The 13954-nt window shown below is 61.3% G+C and carries 14 protein-coding genes and 1 tRNA gene; 8 read left to right on the forward strand and 7 right to left on the reverse strand.

All coding sequences use genetic code 11. The annotated features are described in order from the left end of the window. Positions 1–3 precede the first annotated feature (3 nt). The gene (locus tag ACO6TG_RS05650; RefSeq protein ID WP_422377278.1) at positions 4–1017 is read right to left on the reverse strand and encodes a class 1 fructose-bisphosphatase; all 1014 of its coding nucleotides are present in this window, start codon (positions 1015–1017) and stop codon (positions 4–6) included. A 226-nt stretch (positions 1018–1243) separates the two neighbouring features. On the opposite strand from ACO6TG_RS05650, the gene ACO6TG_RS05655 reads away from it, so the two are divergent. The 3 genes from ACO6TG_RS05655 (at position 1244) to ACO6TG_RS05665 (ending at position 3465) form a co-directional block, all read left to right on the forward strand. Next, positions 1244–2536: a hypothetical protein gene (locus ACO6TG_RS05655; RefSeq protein WP_422377279.1), complete on the forward strand. Its 1293-nt coding sequence runs from the start codon at positions 1244–1246 to the stop codon at positions 2534–2536. 127 nt (positions 2537–2663) lie between these two features. Beyond that, positions 2664–2894, forward strand: coding sequence for a hypothetical protein (locus ACO6TG_RS05660; protein WP_422377280.1), 231 nt, complete (start codon positions 2664–2666; stop codon positions 2892–2894). Between the two features lie 79 nt (positions 2895–2973). Further along, a complete protein-coding gene (locus ACO6TG_RS05665) occupies positions 2974–3465 on the forward strand; it encodes a phage regulatory CII family protein (protein WP_422377281.1) in 492 nt (163 codons plus the stop codon). Positions 3466–3468: 3 nt separating this feature from the next. On the opposite strand, the gene ACO6TG_RS05670 is transcribed toward ACO6TG_RS05665, so the two are convergent. Next, positions 3469–3544, reverse strand: a tRNA-Lys gene (locus ACO6TG_RS05670). A 668-nt stretch (positions 3545–4212) separates the two neighbouring features. Here ACO6TG_RS05670 and ACO6TG_RS05675 point away from each other — a divergent pair. From ACO6TG_RS05675 to ACO6TG_RS05685, 3 genes are all read left to right on the forward strand, one after another. Next, on the forward strand, positions 4213–5988 hold the full coding sequence (locus ACO6TG_RS05675) for an acetolactate synthase 3 large subunit (protein ID WP_422377282.1): 1776 nt from the start codon (positions 4213–4215) through the stop codon (positions 5986–5988). 27 nt (positions 5989–6015) lie between these two features. Continuing rightward, complete coding sequence (ilvN, locus tag ACO6TG_RS05680) at positions 6016–6588, forward strand: acetolactate synthase small subunit (RefSeq protein WP_094071589.1); 573 nt, start codon at positions 6016–6018, stop codon at positions 6586–6588. A 545-nt stretch (positions 6589–7133) separates the two neighbouring features. Then, a complete protein-coding gene (locus ACO6TG_RS05685) occupies positions 7134–7949 on the forward strand; it encodes an arylamine N-acetyltransferase family protein (RefSeq protein ID WP_422377283.1) in 816 nt (271 codons plus the stop codon). A gap of 30 nt (positions 7950–7979) precedes the next feature. On the opposite strand, the gene ACO6TG_RS05690 is transcribed toward ACO6TG_RS05685, so the two are convergent. Both ACO6TG_RS05690 and ACO6TG_RS05695 read right to left on the reverse strand, forming a co-directional pair. Continuing rightward, the gene (locus ACO6TG_RS05690) at positions 7980–8462 is read right to left on the reverse strand and encodes an SRPBCC family protein (RefSeq protein WP_422377284.1); all 483 of its coding nucleotides are present in this window, start codon (positions 8460–8462) and stop codon (positions 7980–7982) included. Further along, on the reverse strand, positions 8459–8899 hold the full coding sequence (locus ACO6TG_RS05695) for an SRPBCC family protein (protein WP_422377285.1): 441 nt from the start codon (positions 8897–8899) through the stop codon (positions 8459–8461). Before ACO6TG_RS05695 ends, ACO6TG_RS05690 begins: the two co-directional genes overlap by 4 nt. A 45-nt stretch (positions 8900–8944) precedes the next feature. Here ACO6TG_RS05695 and ACO6TG_RS05700 point away from each other — a divergent pair, with 45 nt between their 5' ends. Continuing rightward, positions 8945–9277 (forward strand): ArsR/SmtB family transcription factor, encoded by a 333-nt coding sequence (locus ACO6TG_RS05700; RefSeq protein ID WP_422377286.1) that lies wholly within the window; start codon positions 8945–8947, stop codon positions 9275–9277. A gap of 144 nt (positions 9278–9421) precedes the next feature. After that, positions 9422–10666 (forward strand): phosphoglycerate dehydrogenase, encoded by a 1245-nt coding sequence (gene serA, locus ACO6TG_RS05705; RefSeq protein ID WP_422377287.1) that lies wholly within the window; start codon positions 9422–9424, stop codon positions 10664–10666. 120 nt (positions 10667–10786) lie between these two features. On the opposite strand, the gene ACO6TG_RS05710 is transcribed toward serA, so the two are convergent. From ACO6TG_RS05710 to ACO6TG_RS05720, 3 genes are read right to left on the reverse strand one after another with little or no spacing between them, the layout of a single operon-like run. Further along, complete coding sequence (locus tag ACO6TG_RS05710; RefSeq protein WP_422377288.1) at positions 10787–11845, reverse strand: cupin domain-containing protein; 1059 nt, start codon at positions 11843–11845, stop codon at positions 10787–10789. Beyond that, positions 11845–12843: a 4-hydroxythreonine-4-phosphate dehydrogenase PdxA gene (pdxA, locus tag ACO6TG_RS05715; protein WP_422378844.1), complete on the reverse strand. Its 999-nt coding sequence runs from the start codon at positions 12841–12843 to the stop codon at positions 11845–11847. The genes ACO6TG_RS05710 and pdxA overlap by 1 nt, the downstream gene beginning before the upstream one ends. Continuing rightward, on the reverse strand, positions 12843–13901 hold the full coding sequence (locus ACO6TG_RS05720) for a four-carbon acid sugar kinase family protein (protein WP_422377289.1): 1059 nt from the start codon (positions 13899–13901) through the stop codon (positions 12843–12845). Before ACO6TG_RS05720 ends, pdxA begins: the two co-directional genes overlap by 1 nt. Positions 13902–13954 lie beyond the last annotated feature (53 nt).

Below are 13954 nucleotides of genomic sequence, written 5' to 3' on the forward strand. Positions count from 1 at the left end.
CCGTCAGTCGTCCGCTTCGGCGTGGTACCGGTCGATCAGCTCGACTTCGTCCCTGCAACCGAGAATGACCGAGACGCGCTGGTGATGCCCTGTGGGTGCCACGTCCAGGATCCGCTCGCGGCCGGTCGAGGCCCGGCCACCGGCCTGTTCAACAATGAAACCCATCGGATTGGCCTCGTAGAGCAGGCGCAACTTGCCGCCCATATGGGCATTCTCCGAATCCTTCGGATAGAGAAACACCCCGCCGCGCATCAGGATCCGGTGAACCTCTGCCACCATGGACGCGGTCCAGCGCATGTTGAAGGCCTTGCCGCGCAACCCGTCCTTGCCGTCGATACATTCTTCCACATACCGGCGGACAGGCCCGTTCCAGCTGCGGTAACGCGATGCGTTGATCGCAAATTCGCCTGTTTCCGCCGGCAGTTTCATGTCCGGGAAGGTCAGCAGGAATTCTCCCGACCCGATCTTGTGCGTGAAGCCGTTGACACCATGGCCGGTTGAAAAGACCAGCGAGGTCGATGGACCGTAGAGGGAATAGCCGGCGCAAATCTGCCTGTTTCCCTTGATGAGAACCGCCTCGTTGCTGAGCTCGGTCAAGTCTTCTGCCAGTTCCACCACAGAAAAGATCGAACCGACCGACAGGTTGACATTGAGGTTCGAGGACCCGTCCAACGGATCGAAATAGACGAGGTAGTCGCCCTTTTTCGGCTCTTTCTTCAGCCAGATGACGTCATCGATTTCCTCCGACACCAGCGCTGCCACCCGCGCACAATTGGAACAGTGGTCGAGGAAAATGTCGTTGGCGATGATGTCGAGCTGTTTCTGGGTTTCCCCTTGCACATTCTCCGTCGATGCTGCGCCCAGAATATCCAGGAAGGGACCGTTGCGGATCTGATGGGCGATGATGCGGCACGACGTGGCGATGTCTTCCAAGAGCAGCATCATGTCCTGATCGAGGCCGTGTTTCTCCTTTTCCTGCAGAAGGAACTTGCGTAGCGTCAGGCGATCGATGGTCATGGCGACATTTCCCGTTGATGTGCAGCCCTCTCCCTAAATGCAGGGCAGACGAAAAGCCAGAACTTCATGCAGCCCGGTCAGCATAGGCACCGGGTTATCCGCCTCGGCAATTCTTGCCGCCCTTTACCCTGCCCTGTGCATATCCGCAAAGGAATCAGCCGGCCGAATTGCTGGTGTCACGGCGAAGGCGCAGGGTTGCAGTGCTGTACGACCGAAAGAGGGCACCATGGCAACTCGGGACATGCTGGCGGGCCAGCAGCAGCTGGCGCTTGAAGAACAGTCGGAGCGCTCCCTGCCGCCGACCTACGCGAATTACGAATGGACAGGCGAAGGCCTTTGTGAGCGCTCCGGCAGCGACACGATCCTCTATTCCTATTGGGACCAGCCCTTTGCCTGCACGATCCGGCGCCAGCACCGCGACCCGGAGGACTTTCTGCCTGCCTGGGCTGTGCTCGACGCCCCCGACTACGGCCGCATCGCAACACAAAGGAGCGTCCTGGCGCATCACCCGAGAACATTGGGCACAGGCATTGCCGCAGGCCCGGGCGCGGAGAAGGCCCTGGCGGAATACATCGCAACACTCCCCCGGCTGCTCGTCGCTCTCGCCGCGCCGTTCGGCGCGCAGCAATGGCTGTTGCTCGATCTATTCCGGCGCGCGCCGGGTCTCTGGAAACAGGTCCACCGCCAGACCGCGTTCGGCCGCCTGGGCACCTTGTCGCTGACCTTGGAGCTCTTTTGCGCCGCCGGACGAACCGCACCGCGGCAGCGCCAGGCTTTTGCGGACACTTTGAACCTGGAAACGCGGGAAACGCTTCTGCACCGGTTTCTCAAGGCAACGCCGCCTCCGGCCCTGTTGGCATTTCTGGAACAGTTCCCGCCGGGCAGCGACCTGCTTGATGAGCGTAGCATCAAGTCGGCGCTTTCGCAGGCTGGCGCGCCTCAGGTGTCCGAAGACCTGACCCGCCTGCAACAGCGGTCTTTCAGCGCAATCCTCTCAGAGACGGAGTGGGCCGGCATGACACCTGTCCAGGCCCTGATCGACCAGGGGGTACCCCTGTCCCGCCTGATCGCCACGATCAAGTCCGGCCTGCGCAACCTGACAGCCTCGGAACGGCCGGCCGCACTGGCCGGTCTCAAGAAGTTACAGGCACCCCAGGCCCTGCAATGGTGGTTGATGCACTGGACCACTCTGGCGGGCCGCAGCCGCAGCTTTCCGGCACCGCCAATTCCGACGGCACCGATGCTGACCCCAATCGCAAATGCCGCCCAGCTGCAACGGGAAAGCCAGCGCATGCGCAACGGCGTCGACCGGTATCTCGCCGATGTCCTGGCGGGAGACCTCTATTTCTATCACTACGACGGCCAGCCGGCCGCCACGATCTGCCTCGCGGCCACGGGGACAAATGACTGGCTGCTCCTGGAAGTACTGGGCGAAGACGGCACGCATCTTCAGGACGGAACCTGTCAGGAGATTGTGCCCTCATTGCTTTCGCAGGACGCCTTGAAGGGACACGCTTGACCTCCCGAAAATTTACAATGCAAAATCACGCGGTTTCTTTGAGCGCCTTCCTGACAATCGTGTCCTAGGATCGCTTCATTGGCTCACAAGCCGGAAGTGACGACACGAGCATTGCAGGAGGCGCCCTATGTCAGACACATCGCCGAGGATCGACCTTTCCGTCATCTGGAACAGGCTTTCAGAGAAGGAAACGGTTCCGTTTTGTCGCGGCATGGTCATCCCGACGGCAGAAACGGACGACCACGACGTTTTCCCGTCCGAAGACCATCTTTTCTGCCAGATCCTCTTCTACGAACAATCCCATGGATCTCGTCAAATCACTGTCTCTGCACGCGACGGGGCGATACAAGCCTGTTGAACAGACCCGGCAGAGACTTTGTTCACGAACGTGACATTCGCTAGTCTTTTGACTGAAAAACATGATGGGCAGGGGCGGAATGGACAATCGGGAAACGAAAGCAGGAACCGTGCTGCCGGAAGCGGATCGCGGGCGGGCCTTCGCAAATCTGGTTCACCGCACCCTGACAGGCCGCGGAAAATCGGAACTGGACCGTGTCGCGGACGAAATGGGCATGAGCTATGCCGCATTCTACAATCGGCTCCGCCATGCAACGCCCTTTTCGGCCGACGAAATCCAGAGACTTCTGATCGTGATCGACGATCCGGTCATTGCCGATTTTCTGCTGGCGGGCACACCCTATGTTCCCGCCGAACGACAGATCGGGCCGGACACGGCGTCATTTGAGGAAAATCTTGCGCGCGGCGCGGAAAGGATCGTGATCGAAGCGGCTGACGTTCTGCGTGCGGCCCATGAGGCCCTGGTCGACGATCACATTGACCACCGCGAGGAAATCACCATCCGCGAAGCCATCCGGGAAGCGGAACGCGCGCTCCTGTCGCTGCGCGGTCATCTCGATGCTTTACGCTGAAAATGGTGGGTGAGTGGGGGCTCGAACCCCAGACCCGCTGATTAAGAGTCAGCTGCTCTACCAACTGAGCTACACACCCATCTACGGCGGAAGGGCCGCTTTGGGCAGCGGCGCGCCGGATTGCGGGTGTATATACCGCGCCCTTCCCCAAGGCAATGGACTTTGTGACACTTTTTTGTCAAAGCCGCCATGCGCTTAACGCAGTTCGCTCGTGAATTGACGCAAGCGGAAGGATTGCACAAATGCAACGCCCTCAACGAAACTTTCAAAAACATCTGAAAACTTTGGCGCAATAAATGAAATTAAGGCTTGACCGGTTCAGACCGCCTGACTAGTGTGCGCCGCATCAAGCCCGGACGGACGTGACGGGTTGATGCTGGTATCGCCCAAGAAGGTGCAGACAGAACAATGTCTTGTACGCAGTTTTGAAGGTGAGGCCAGCGGGGCAACCCGATAACACTGTCCAGAGGCCTTTTGGCCTGCAGCATCAAGGGACCGGGACGACATGGCGATGTCGCTCATTCTAATCGTAGTAGGAAAGCGCGCCTCCGCAGCGGGTTGAATCCCGTACGGACCAGATGGCGCGCGACCAAGGCTCCCCGAGGGGCCTTTTTTTGTACCCGCCCTCTGAACCCGCCCTTTCCTTCCGCGTAGACCGGACCTTTGACGCTACAGGCGACAGGCCCAGAACATAAAGATGACGAGAGCCAAGGCCCGAAAGACGGGCAAAATGCAAGGACGGAACGAATGACACGGGAAATGACCGGCGCCGAAATGGTCATCCAGGCGCTGAAAGACCAGGGAGTTGACACGATCTTCGGCTACCCGGGCGGCGCAGTGCTTCCCATTTATGACGAGATCATTCAGCAGGACGGTCTGGAGCATATTCTCGTACGCCACGAACAGGGCGCCGGCCATGCCGCCGAAGGATATGCCCGCTCCACCGGCAAGCCGGGCGTTGCCCTGGTCACTTCCGGCCCGGGTGCAACCAACATGGTCACCGCCCTGACCGACGCCATGCTGGACAGCATCCCGCTGGTCTGCATCTCCGGCCAGGTGCCGACCCATCTGATCGGCAACGACGCCTTCCAGGAATGCGACACGGTCGGCATCACCCGCCCCTGCACCAAGCACAACTGGCTGGTGCGCAATGTCGACGACCTGCCGCGCATCCTGCATGAGGCCTTTTATGTCGCCACCTCCGGCCGTCCCGGCCCGGTCGTCGTCGATATCCCCAAGGACGTTCAGTTCGCCACCGGCACCTATCAGGGACCGACACCGAACCCGGCGTCGGCCCACAAGAGCTACCGCCCGCAGCTGAAGGGCGATGCCGCCAGCATCCGGCAAGCCGTTGAACTGATGGCAGCCGCCAAAAAGCCGGTTCTTTACACCGGCGGCGGCGTGATCAATTCCGGCCCGCAGGCCTGCCAGCTGCTGCGCGAACTCGTCTCCCTGACCGGTTTTCCGATCACCTCCACGCTGATGGGGCTCGGCGCCTATCCGGCTTCCGGTGAAAACTGGCTGGGCATGCTGGGCATGCACGGTACCTACGAAGCCAACATGGCGATGCACGACTGTGACCTGATGGTCTGCATCGGCGCCCGCTTCGATGACCGTATCACCGGCCGCACCGACGCCTTCTCGCCGGGCTCCCGCAAGATTCATATCGACATCGATCCGTCCTCCATCAACAAGACCATCAATGTCGACCTGCCGATCATCGGCGATGTCGGCCATATTCTGGAAGACATGGTCCGGATCTGGCGGTCCTCGTCCAAGAAGGCCGACGAAACCGCGATGAAGGCCTGGTGGCAGCAGGTCGACCAGTGGCGCGCGCGCAACTCGCTGGCCTACAAGCCCAATGAAGACATCATCATGCCGCAATACGCGATCCAGCGGCTCTATGAACTGACCAAGCATCGCAAGACCTTCATCTCAACGGAAGTCGGTCAGCACCAGATGTGGGCGGCCCAGTTCTACGGTTTCGAGGAACCGAACCGGTGGCTGACCTCCGGTGGCCTCGGCACCATGGGCTACGGCCTGCCGGCCGCCATCGGCGCCCAGACGGCCCACCGCGATGCGCTGTGCATCGATATTGCCGGGGACGCCTCGATCCTGATGAACATCCAGGAAATGTCGACCGCCGTTCAGTTCGGCCTGCCGGTCAAGGTGTTCATCCTGAACAACCAGTATATGGGCATGGTCCGCCAGTGGCAGCAGCTGCTTCATGGCAACCGCCTGTCCCACTCCTACACCGACAGCCTACCGGACTTCGTCAAACTGGCGGAGGCCTATGGCGGTGTCGGTTTCCGGGTGGAAAAGCCGGGCGATCTGGATGGCGCCATTGAGGAAATGATCGCCGTGGACAAGCCGGTCCTGTTCGACTGCCGCGTCGCCAACCTCGCCAACTGTTTCCCGATGATCCCGTCGGGCAAGGCCCACAATGAAATGCTGCTGCCGGATGAGGCCAATGACGAGGCGGTCGCCAACGCGATCAGCGCCGAAGGCAAATCCCTCGTTTAAGTGCCAGGCACAAGGATAGACAAAGTCATGAACGCCCAGAATGTTGATGCGCCTTCCGCCTATTTCCTGGCCGAAGTCAGCAATGAAATCGAAACCCACACCCTATCGCTCCTCGTCGACAACGAACCGGGCGTGCTCGCCCGCGTGATCGGTCTGTTCTCCGGTCGCGGCTACAACATCGACAGCCTGACCGTGTCGGAAACCGAGCACGAGAAACACCTGTCGCGGATCACCATCGTGACCACAGGCACGCCGATGATCATCGAGCAGATCCGCCACCAGCTCGATCGCCTCGTACCGGTGCACCGGGTGACTGATCTCACCGTGCGCGCCAAACGCGCCAACCAGGACAAGCCGCTGGAGCGGGAACTTGCGCTGGTGAAGGTTGAGGGAACCGGCGAGAAACGCCTGGAGGCCCTGCGTCTGGCCGATGCCTTCCGCACCACGGTGATCGACGCCACGACCGAGCATTTCGTCTTCGAGATTACCGGCCGCACCTCCAAGATCGAGCAGTTCATCTCGATCATGAAGCCTCTCGGCCTGGTCGAAGTGTCCAGAACCGGCGTCGCCGCCGTGCAGCGAGGTCCGGAAGGGCTCTGAGCAACTCTTCAGCAACAGATGTCAGGAGCCCGCCGCAGGAATGCGGCGGGTATTTTGTTTAAAAGGTGCCTCCGTCATTCCGGACGGTCTGCAGCAGAGCTGCATGACCAGTTCCGGAACCCAGCGAATATTTCGCGCCCCAGGCGCGCCTTTTTCAATAAAGTCAGATAATTGATTGACTTTGTGCTCGCTTTCACTCGCGCTGATACGCTGGGTTCCGGATCAGCATGCAGCAACGCTGCACTCGTCCGGAATGACAGGCTGAGGGATTGTCGGCAGCCTGCCCCGCTGCAGGAATACGGCAGGCCTTTTTAAGCTCACCCAACCCCAATTGCTTGGTCATGCCGGACGCGGCGCAGCGGAGAGCCGGACCCGGGGAGCCGAGGGCCGGTCGACGGGTCCGCGATACGGCGGCACGGACCTTTGGCACTCCTGTCCCGTCGTGCGCCTTTTGAGGTTGGAAAGACGTTGGAGAGGAACGCAAGCTTGGCAAGGTCTCCCCTGCCACCTACATCAAGCCTACCCCGCCCCTACCGGACCCAGCCATGCCCTTCGACCTTTCCACCTATCTCACCCGCATCGGCCTTCAAACCTGCACACCGAACCTCGCCGGTCTGAAGGCCCTCCAGGCGGCGCAGATCAGCGCCATCCCCTTCGAGAACGTGCTGCCATTTCTGGGACAAGTTCCGGAGCTCGATCCGGAAAGCCGCTGGCAGAAACTCGTTTTGGAGCGTTGCGGTGGCTATTGCTTCGAGCTGAATTCCCTGCTGGGTGAGGCTCTCGACGCCCTCGGGTTCCATGCAAGGCAGGTTCTTGCCCGCGTGCGGCAGGGTGCGGCGGAAGGCGGCGCCCGTTCACATCTCGCCTTTGTCGTCACGCTCGACGGTTCCGAGTGGCTGGTCGATGCCGGCTTCGGCGGACAGGCGCCGGCAGAACCGGTCCGGATATCCGAAGACGCCCAGCCGATCCGCGATCAGACCTACCGGATCCGCTTTGAAGAGACCTCCGGCGAACATGTGCTGGAACGACTGACCGACGAGGGCTGGTTTCCGCTTTACGGTTTTGACCGGGTCGACGTTCGGTCCGCCGACATTGAAGGCGCCAATTTTCTCTGCGCGGCTTCGCCGAAAATGCCCTTTGCCAACAGCATCAAGTTCTATCGTCTGACGGAGGACGGTTTTTTCAGTTTTCTGGACGGCCGGGCCAGGCTTGTGGGCAAGAGCGAAAACCGGGAGTGGCAGATCCGGGAGGCCGGGGAACTCAGCCGGTTCCTGCAACAGGATCTCGGTCTCGGCTATGACGAGGAAACTATTTTCAAGATTGCCAGCCGCCTGGAAGGGCGCGCACAGTCCAATTCGTGAACCCGGCACGGCGGCTATCCAGCGACAGGTCTAGCCGTAGAAGCCTTCCCTCAGATTGACGCCGTGTTCCAGCCAGCCTTTCAGGGCGCAGAGCATCTGCGTCCAGCCTTCGCAATTGCCATAAGACGCCTTGAGGGCACCTGGCGTGTCACGCCAGCCCTCCTCGCTGATCGTGACCAATGTGCGGCCGTCCTCAAGCGGCTCAAACGTCATGGTGACAATTGTGTCGTAACCGACCGGCTCCGGCAGCTTGCCGGTGGAACTGACCTCGCCTTCCTCTTGTGCGGCCCAGCGGAAGACAAGCAGACGGTCTTTTTCAACCTTGTCCACCTTGACCGGGAACCGTCCGGGAAATTCGCCAAAGGCCCAATGGACGGTGACGCCAGGTTCAAGCCGTCCGTCCGCGCCGCCAGTCGTAAAGTAGGCGGAGAGCCGATCCGGGTTGACGACGGCTTCGAACACGTCAGACACCGGCTTTGCGATCCTGCCTGCAATCCTGAAGGATGGTTTCATCTCCTCCCGCCTCCCTTTCCCATGGTTTGCTCTGCATGCTCGACAAGGTTCCTCAGATGCATGGCCCAGCCCCCGCGATGCGCATGCATCAGCGGCACCTGTCGCTCAGCTGCCGCATGCTGCCAGCCTTCATGACGCAGCTCGATCCGGCTGCCCGTTGCGTCTCCGGACAAGCTGAAAGACACCCGTGTGTCGAAGTCCCAGTCATCATCGCGCCAACTGAGACGCAGACGGGACGGCGCTTCGATGGCAAGCACCTGGCCGCGTGTGTGGTGTTCGCCTTCGGCATCCCGCCAGGGTTCGTGAAAAGCGCCCCCCGAATGGGGTTCCAACAACACCCCTTCGCCCCACCAGAGGCTCGGCGTGAGCAGCGTTGCCCATAGCCCGTCAACCGGGCTTCGGCAGGCCTGTTCCAGTTCAATGACAAGTTCGCCCATAACTGCTTCCTTGTTTCAGGAGATTTAATGTTATAAAAATATAACATGTCAAGCACAGACGATTCGGACAGAATTTTCAAGGCACTGGCGGACAGCCGCCGGCGACGGTTGCTGGATCTTTTGAAAGACGCACCGCAAACCACCGGAACGCTTTGCGCGGCTTTCCCGGAACTGGACCGCTGTACGGTGATGCAGCACATGAAAGTGCTGGAGGCAGCAGACCTGATCATTGTCCAGCGCAAGGGGCGTGAACGCTGGAATCATCTCAACGCGCTGCCGATCAAGAAAATTTATGATCGCTGGATCGGAGATTACGCGGAAAATGCCGTCAATTTGCTGACCCGGCTCAAAACCGATCTCGAAACGCCGCCGAATTGAAACCAAACGCTTTTCTTGCGCAGATCGGCGCGGCTTTCTGCCCCGCCCACCTAGACGCGACACGGTGGAGCGCGTATACGACACCCGCGTCAGAGGCGCCGGATCGGCGCCATCCAAACCAATCAGATCAAAAGGCACTTCGCCATGATGCACGGTCTCTCCCGACCGAAAAACCAGATCCGCTGGCTGCTGCTGGAAGGCATTTCGCCGACCGCGCACGCGGTTCTTGAAAAGAACGGCTACACCAATGTGGAGGTCCTGTCCGGCGCGCTGGAAAAGGACGCGCTGATCGAGAAACTCCAGGGTGTCCAGATGCTCGGCATCCGCTCACGCACCCAGGTAACCGAAGAGGTTCTGGAAGCGGCCAAGAGCCTTGTTGCCGTCGGCTGTTTTTCCGTCGGCACCAACCAGGTCGACCTGACCGGCACGCTGACACGCGGCATCCCGGTCTTCAACGCACCGTTCTCCAACACCCGTTCTGTCGCGGAACTGACGATTGCCGAAATCGTCATGCTGATGCGCGGTGTTTTCCCGAAATCCTCCGCCGCCCATGAAGGCCGCTGGCTGAAGACCGCAACCGGCTCGCATGAAGTCCGCGGCAAGACACTCGGCATCATCGGTTACGGCAATATCGGCACGCAGCTCTCCAACCTTGCCGAGGCCATGGGGCTGCGGGTGATCTATTTCGATCTGGTCGACAAGCTGCAGCACGGCAATGTCGCGCCGGCCGAAAGCCTCGACGCGCTCCTGGAAGCGTCCGACGTTGTCTCCCTGCACGTTCCGGACACGCCGGAAACGCGCAACATGTTCGGTGCCGATCAGATCGCCAAGATGAAAAAGGGCGCCTTCCTGATCAACAACGCCCGCGGCAAGGTGATCGACATCGATGCCCTGGCCGCAGCGCTGACATCCGGTCATCTGGCAGGGGCCGCCATTGACGTGTTCCCGGTCGAACCGAAATCCAACAAGGACGAGTTCATTTCGCCGCTGCGCGGCCTCGACAACGTCATCCTGACCCCGCATGTCGGCGGTTCAACGGAAGAGGCCCAGGCGCGGATCGGCGAGGAAGTCTCAAAGCGTCTCGTGGAATATTCCGATGTCGGCTCGACCATCGGCGCGGTGTCTTTCCCGCAGGTCCAGCTGCCCAAGGGCATCGACGCGACGCGCTTTATCCAGGTGCACCACAACGCACCGGGCGCCATGCGCACGCTGAACGATCTCTTCACACGGCACAACCTCAACATCTTCGCCCAGTACATGCAGTCCCATTCCGACATCGGCTATGTGGTGCTGGATGTCGACAGCCCCGTAGAGGACCCGGTAAAGATCCTGGAAGAGATCCGCCAGCTGCCGAACACCATTCGCGCGCGGTTGCTCAACCGGGTGTAACCACCGTCTTCAGAACGAACCAAGGCCCCGGTCACCGACCGGGGCTTTTCTGTTTGACGCCATCCCGTCAGCGCATCACTTCGGACAAGTGCACCAAGACTGCAGAGGCGGACGGCCCCCTCAGACAACTGCCAGCTTGTCCACCCGGCGCGCGTCTGCAGCCGTGCCCGTGTTGACCGTGGTTCCGGGCTCCAGCAGCACGACCTCGCAAGTCTCCGTCAGGGCGACGGGGCAATGTTCGATGCCGTGGGGAACGACGATGAACTCGCCCTCCTCCAGGATTTCCTCACGGTCGCGGAATTTCATCAGGAGCCGTCCTCGGTGGACCAGAAAGAGCTCGTCCTCGGTTTCATGAAAATGCCAGGTGAAAGCGCCGGAAAACTTGGCGAGCTTGATCTGCATGTTGTTGATCTGCCCAGCGATACGCGGCGACCAGGTGTCTTCAAACGAACCGAAGGCCCGGTCCAGGCTCTTCTTGCCGAAGGGCGACAGATGCCCGTTCAGGTCCGCGACATCGCGGACGATGGCCGCAAGCTGGGTGGCGAGCGTCTTGTCCTCCGCCGGATAGGCGCCATCGAGCGCCGCCGTGCCGATTGTGAAACCGGCCGCACCAGCGTTCTGCACGGCTGCGATGCGCGCCCGGTCGGCGATGGACCCGGCGACAATCACCGGCTTGCCGGCGGCTTCGCAGACGGCGGCAATCATCGCCGGAATGTCCGGCAGCGGCGACCGGTAGGCCAGAAGGTCGAGACCATGCACCCCGTCATGGGCAACAAGCGCGCGCGCACTTGCTGCAATTTCTTCGATGCTGCCTTCCAGAACGCTCGGATGCCCGGTGATCTGCCCCGGAAACGGGAAATATTCGATCTCCGTGCCCTTCAGGATCGGCAGAACGTCCGCGACACGCGTTCCGCCCAGCAGGACGTCAACCCCGATATCGACGGCAGCGCGCGCGGAAGCGGTCTCGCTGTCCCGGTCCAGGCTGACCACTTCCAGGTAGGACGTCGCCCCCTTTGCCTTGATCCGGGCATTGAGCGCTTTCAGGTCTTCAACCGGCAGGCCGATATCCTTGAAGCCGATATGACGCACGCCAAGTTCAAGCGCCGTTTCCAGATGGTTGGCAGCCTCCGGCACGGTGCGGTCGTCCCGGGTGAGCATGAAAATGAAACGCAGGCCCATCAGGCTGCCTCCTCGCTGGTTCGGCGCATCGCGGCAAGGCGATGCGCATAGGCAATGGCGGTGGACAGGCTGGCGGCATCGGCCACCCCCTGCCCGGCAATGTCGAACGCGGTGCCATGATCGGGCGATGTGCGCACGAAGGGCAAGCCGAGAGTGATGTTGACGCCAGTTTCCACACCCAGATATTTCACCGGGATCAGCCCCTGATCGTGATACTGGGCAACCACCACATCGAATTTGCCGCGCCGGGCCGCCATGAACACCGTATCTCCCGGCCAGGGACCGGTCACATCGATGCCCTCAGCGCGCGCAGCGTCTATGGCGGGCGAAATGATATCGATCTCCTCCCGCCCGAACAGCCCGCCTTCGCCGGCATGCGGATTGAGCCCGGCAACGGCAATGCGCGGCGCCGCGATACCCAGATCCAGGCAGGCCGACTGGGCCAGGCGGATGGCATTCATCTGCGCTGAAAAATCGGCGCTTTTGATGGCATCGTGCAGGGACTGGTGGATGGTGACCAGCACGGTCCGGATCTCGTCATTGGCGAGCATCATGGCCACCCGGTCCACGCCGGCACATTCGGCGAGGATCTCCGTATGACCGGGATACGTGTACCCAGCTGCCGACAGCGCTTCCTTGTTGATCGGCGCCGTCACGATTCCGGAGGCGCACCCCGTCTTTGCCAGGTCGATCGCGCCGATAACCGCCTCGAACGCGGCCCGCCCGCCGGCCGCGGACACCTTGCCGAAGGGAACACATTCTGCGTCCTGCGAGATTGGCAAAACGTTGATCACACCGGGCTCCGGCCTCCCCTCTTCAATTGAGGTGATTTTTCGGATTTCCAGATCGGCACCGACAAGCTGCACGGCGCGTTTCATGACCGAAGGACTTCCGGCCACAACACAGTCAGGAGCCTTACCGGCGACAAAGGCTTTGGCGACAATTTCAGGGCCGATGCCGGCCGGATCGCCCATGGTGATGACAAGTGGGGGCTGGATCACGAGTTGCGTTCCTTGCTTCGGGTGAGACATTCAACAGCGTGCCGGAACGTGTCCGGCCCGCCAAACCCGCCCGCCTTCAAGCCAAGGACAAGCGGTCGCCCTTTATATGTTGCCTGCGCCGACGGGAAACCGGGTTCGAATTCGCCCAAAAGCGCAAAGCGCTCGATGCCGGAGGCCTCCAGAAGGGCTGTCATCGTATCGCCGCCCGTTGCCAGAAGCGCGCCATAGCGGCCGGACTGAAGCTCGGCCAGGGCATCGCCCGTCAAGGCCGCCAGCGTCTCGAGCGGATCGCCCCGGTGCAACGGCGCGCTCAGGACGGTAACGCCTGGAAACCCGAAGAGCCTTGCCGTCTGATCTGTGCTCACCGGATTGGCGCTGCCAACCACAACAAGAACATCACCGGACGTCTCTGGACAAGTTTCCGGGCCTTCCCCTCCCCCAACCAGCTGCGACAAGGCGATGGCCAGTCCAGGCGAACCGACCCAGAGCACCGTTTCCCGCTCGTCAATCTCCGCCACGCGGGCGGTCAGCTCCTGCTGGGTGTCCGCATCCAGAATGGTGACGTCCTGGATCGTATCAGGCACCAGCTCCGCCAGCTCCGAGCTTCTGACCGGATGAACCGGGTCATTGGCATAGGGGCTTTCGGCCACCGGGACACCCTCCACCAGCTGCACGCCGTCCCGCGTCACCCGCCCTGCTGCGGGAAAAGCCGGCGCCAGGACCAGACGCTGGCGGCAGCTGGCGGCAAAGGCGGCGCTGATTTCAGCACGCACATGGCCGCGCAGCGTGGAATCGACCGTCTTTACCAGGAATCGGCAGCTATCTAGGGAGCGAGCGAACCTCGCGGCCCGGGCCATCGCCTCTGCGACCGGCAGGGAGCGTGTTGCCATGTCGATGGCGATCACCTCCGCCTGTGATTGTGGCTGCGTCTGCGGCACGTGGCCCAGGCCGACACTGGCCCGAAAGCCGCGTGCAACAAAGGGGGCGGCACCATCTGCGGCGCTTGTCAGATCATCGGCCAGAATGCCGAAAAGGGGTGGGCTCGTTGAAGTCATACTGGTAACGTCTGCGAAAGTGTCTTGCAGGACAAGCAATGATTTGGCACCAG

Source organism: Roseibium sp. (assembly GCF_965233565.1).
GTDB lineage: Bacteria > Pseudomonadota > Alphaproteobacteria > Rhizobiales > Stappiaceae > Roseibium.

Coding starts and splice junctions, on each gene's coding strand:
- ACO6TG_RS05650 (WP_422377278.1), bottom strand. CDS start 1,017: ATGACCATCGATCGCCTGACGCTACGCAAGTTCCTTCTGCAGGAAAAG.
- ACO6TG_RS05655 (WP_422377279.1), top strand. CDS start 1,244: ATGGCAACTCGGGACATGCTGGCGGGCCAGCAGCAGCTGGCGCTTGAA.
- ACO6TG_RS05660 (WP_422377280.1), top strand. CDS start 2,664: ATGTCAGACACATCGCCGAGGATCGACCTTTCCGTCATCTGGAACAGG.
- ACO6TG_RS05665 (WP_422377281.1), top strand. CDS start 2,974: ATGGACAATCGGGAAACGAAAGCAGGAACCGTGCTGCCGGAAGCGGAT.
- ACO6TG_RS05675 (WP_422377282.1), top strand. CDS start 4,213: ATGACACGGGAAATGACCGGCGCCGAAATGGTCATCCAGGCGCTGAAA.
- ilvN (WP_094071589.1), top strand. CDS start 6,016: ATGAACGCCCAGAATGTTGATGCGCCTTCCGCCTATTTCCTGGCCGAA.
- ACO6TG_RS05685 (WP_422377283.1), top strand. CDS start 7,134: ATGCCCTTCGACCTTTCCACCTATCTCACCCGCATCGGCCTTCAAACC.
- ACO6TG_RS05690 (WP_422377284.1), bottom strand. CDS start 8,462: ATGAAACCATCCTTCAGGATTGCAGGCAGGATCGCAAAGCCGGTGTCT.
- ACO6TG_RS05695 (WP_422377285.1), bottom strand. CDS start 8,899: ATGGGCGAACTTGTCATTGAACTGGAACAGGCCTGCCGAAGCCCGGTT.
- ACO6TG_RS05700 (WP_422377286.1), top strand. CDS start 8,945: ATGTCAAGCACAGACGATTCGGACAGAATTTTCAAGGCACTGGCGGAC.
- serA (WP_422377287.1), top strand. CDS start 9,422: ATGATGCACGGTCTCTCCCGACCGAAAAACCAGATCCGCTGGCTGCTG.
- ACO6TG_RS05710 (WP_422377288.1), bottom strand. CDS start 11,845: ATGGGCCTGCGTTTCATTTTCATGCTCACCCGGGACGACCGCACCGTG.
- ACO6TG_RS05720 (WP_422377289.1), bottom strand. CDS start 13,901: ATGACTTCAACGAGCCCACCCCTTTTCGGCATTCTGGCCGATGATCTG.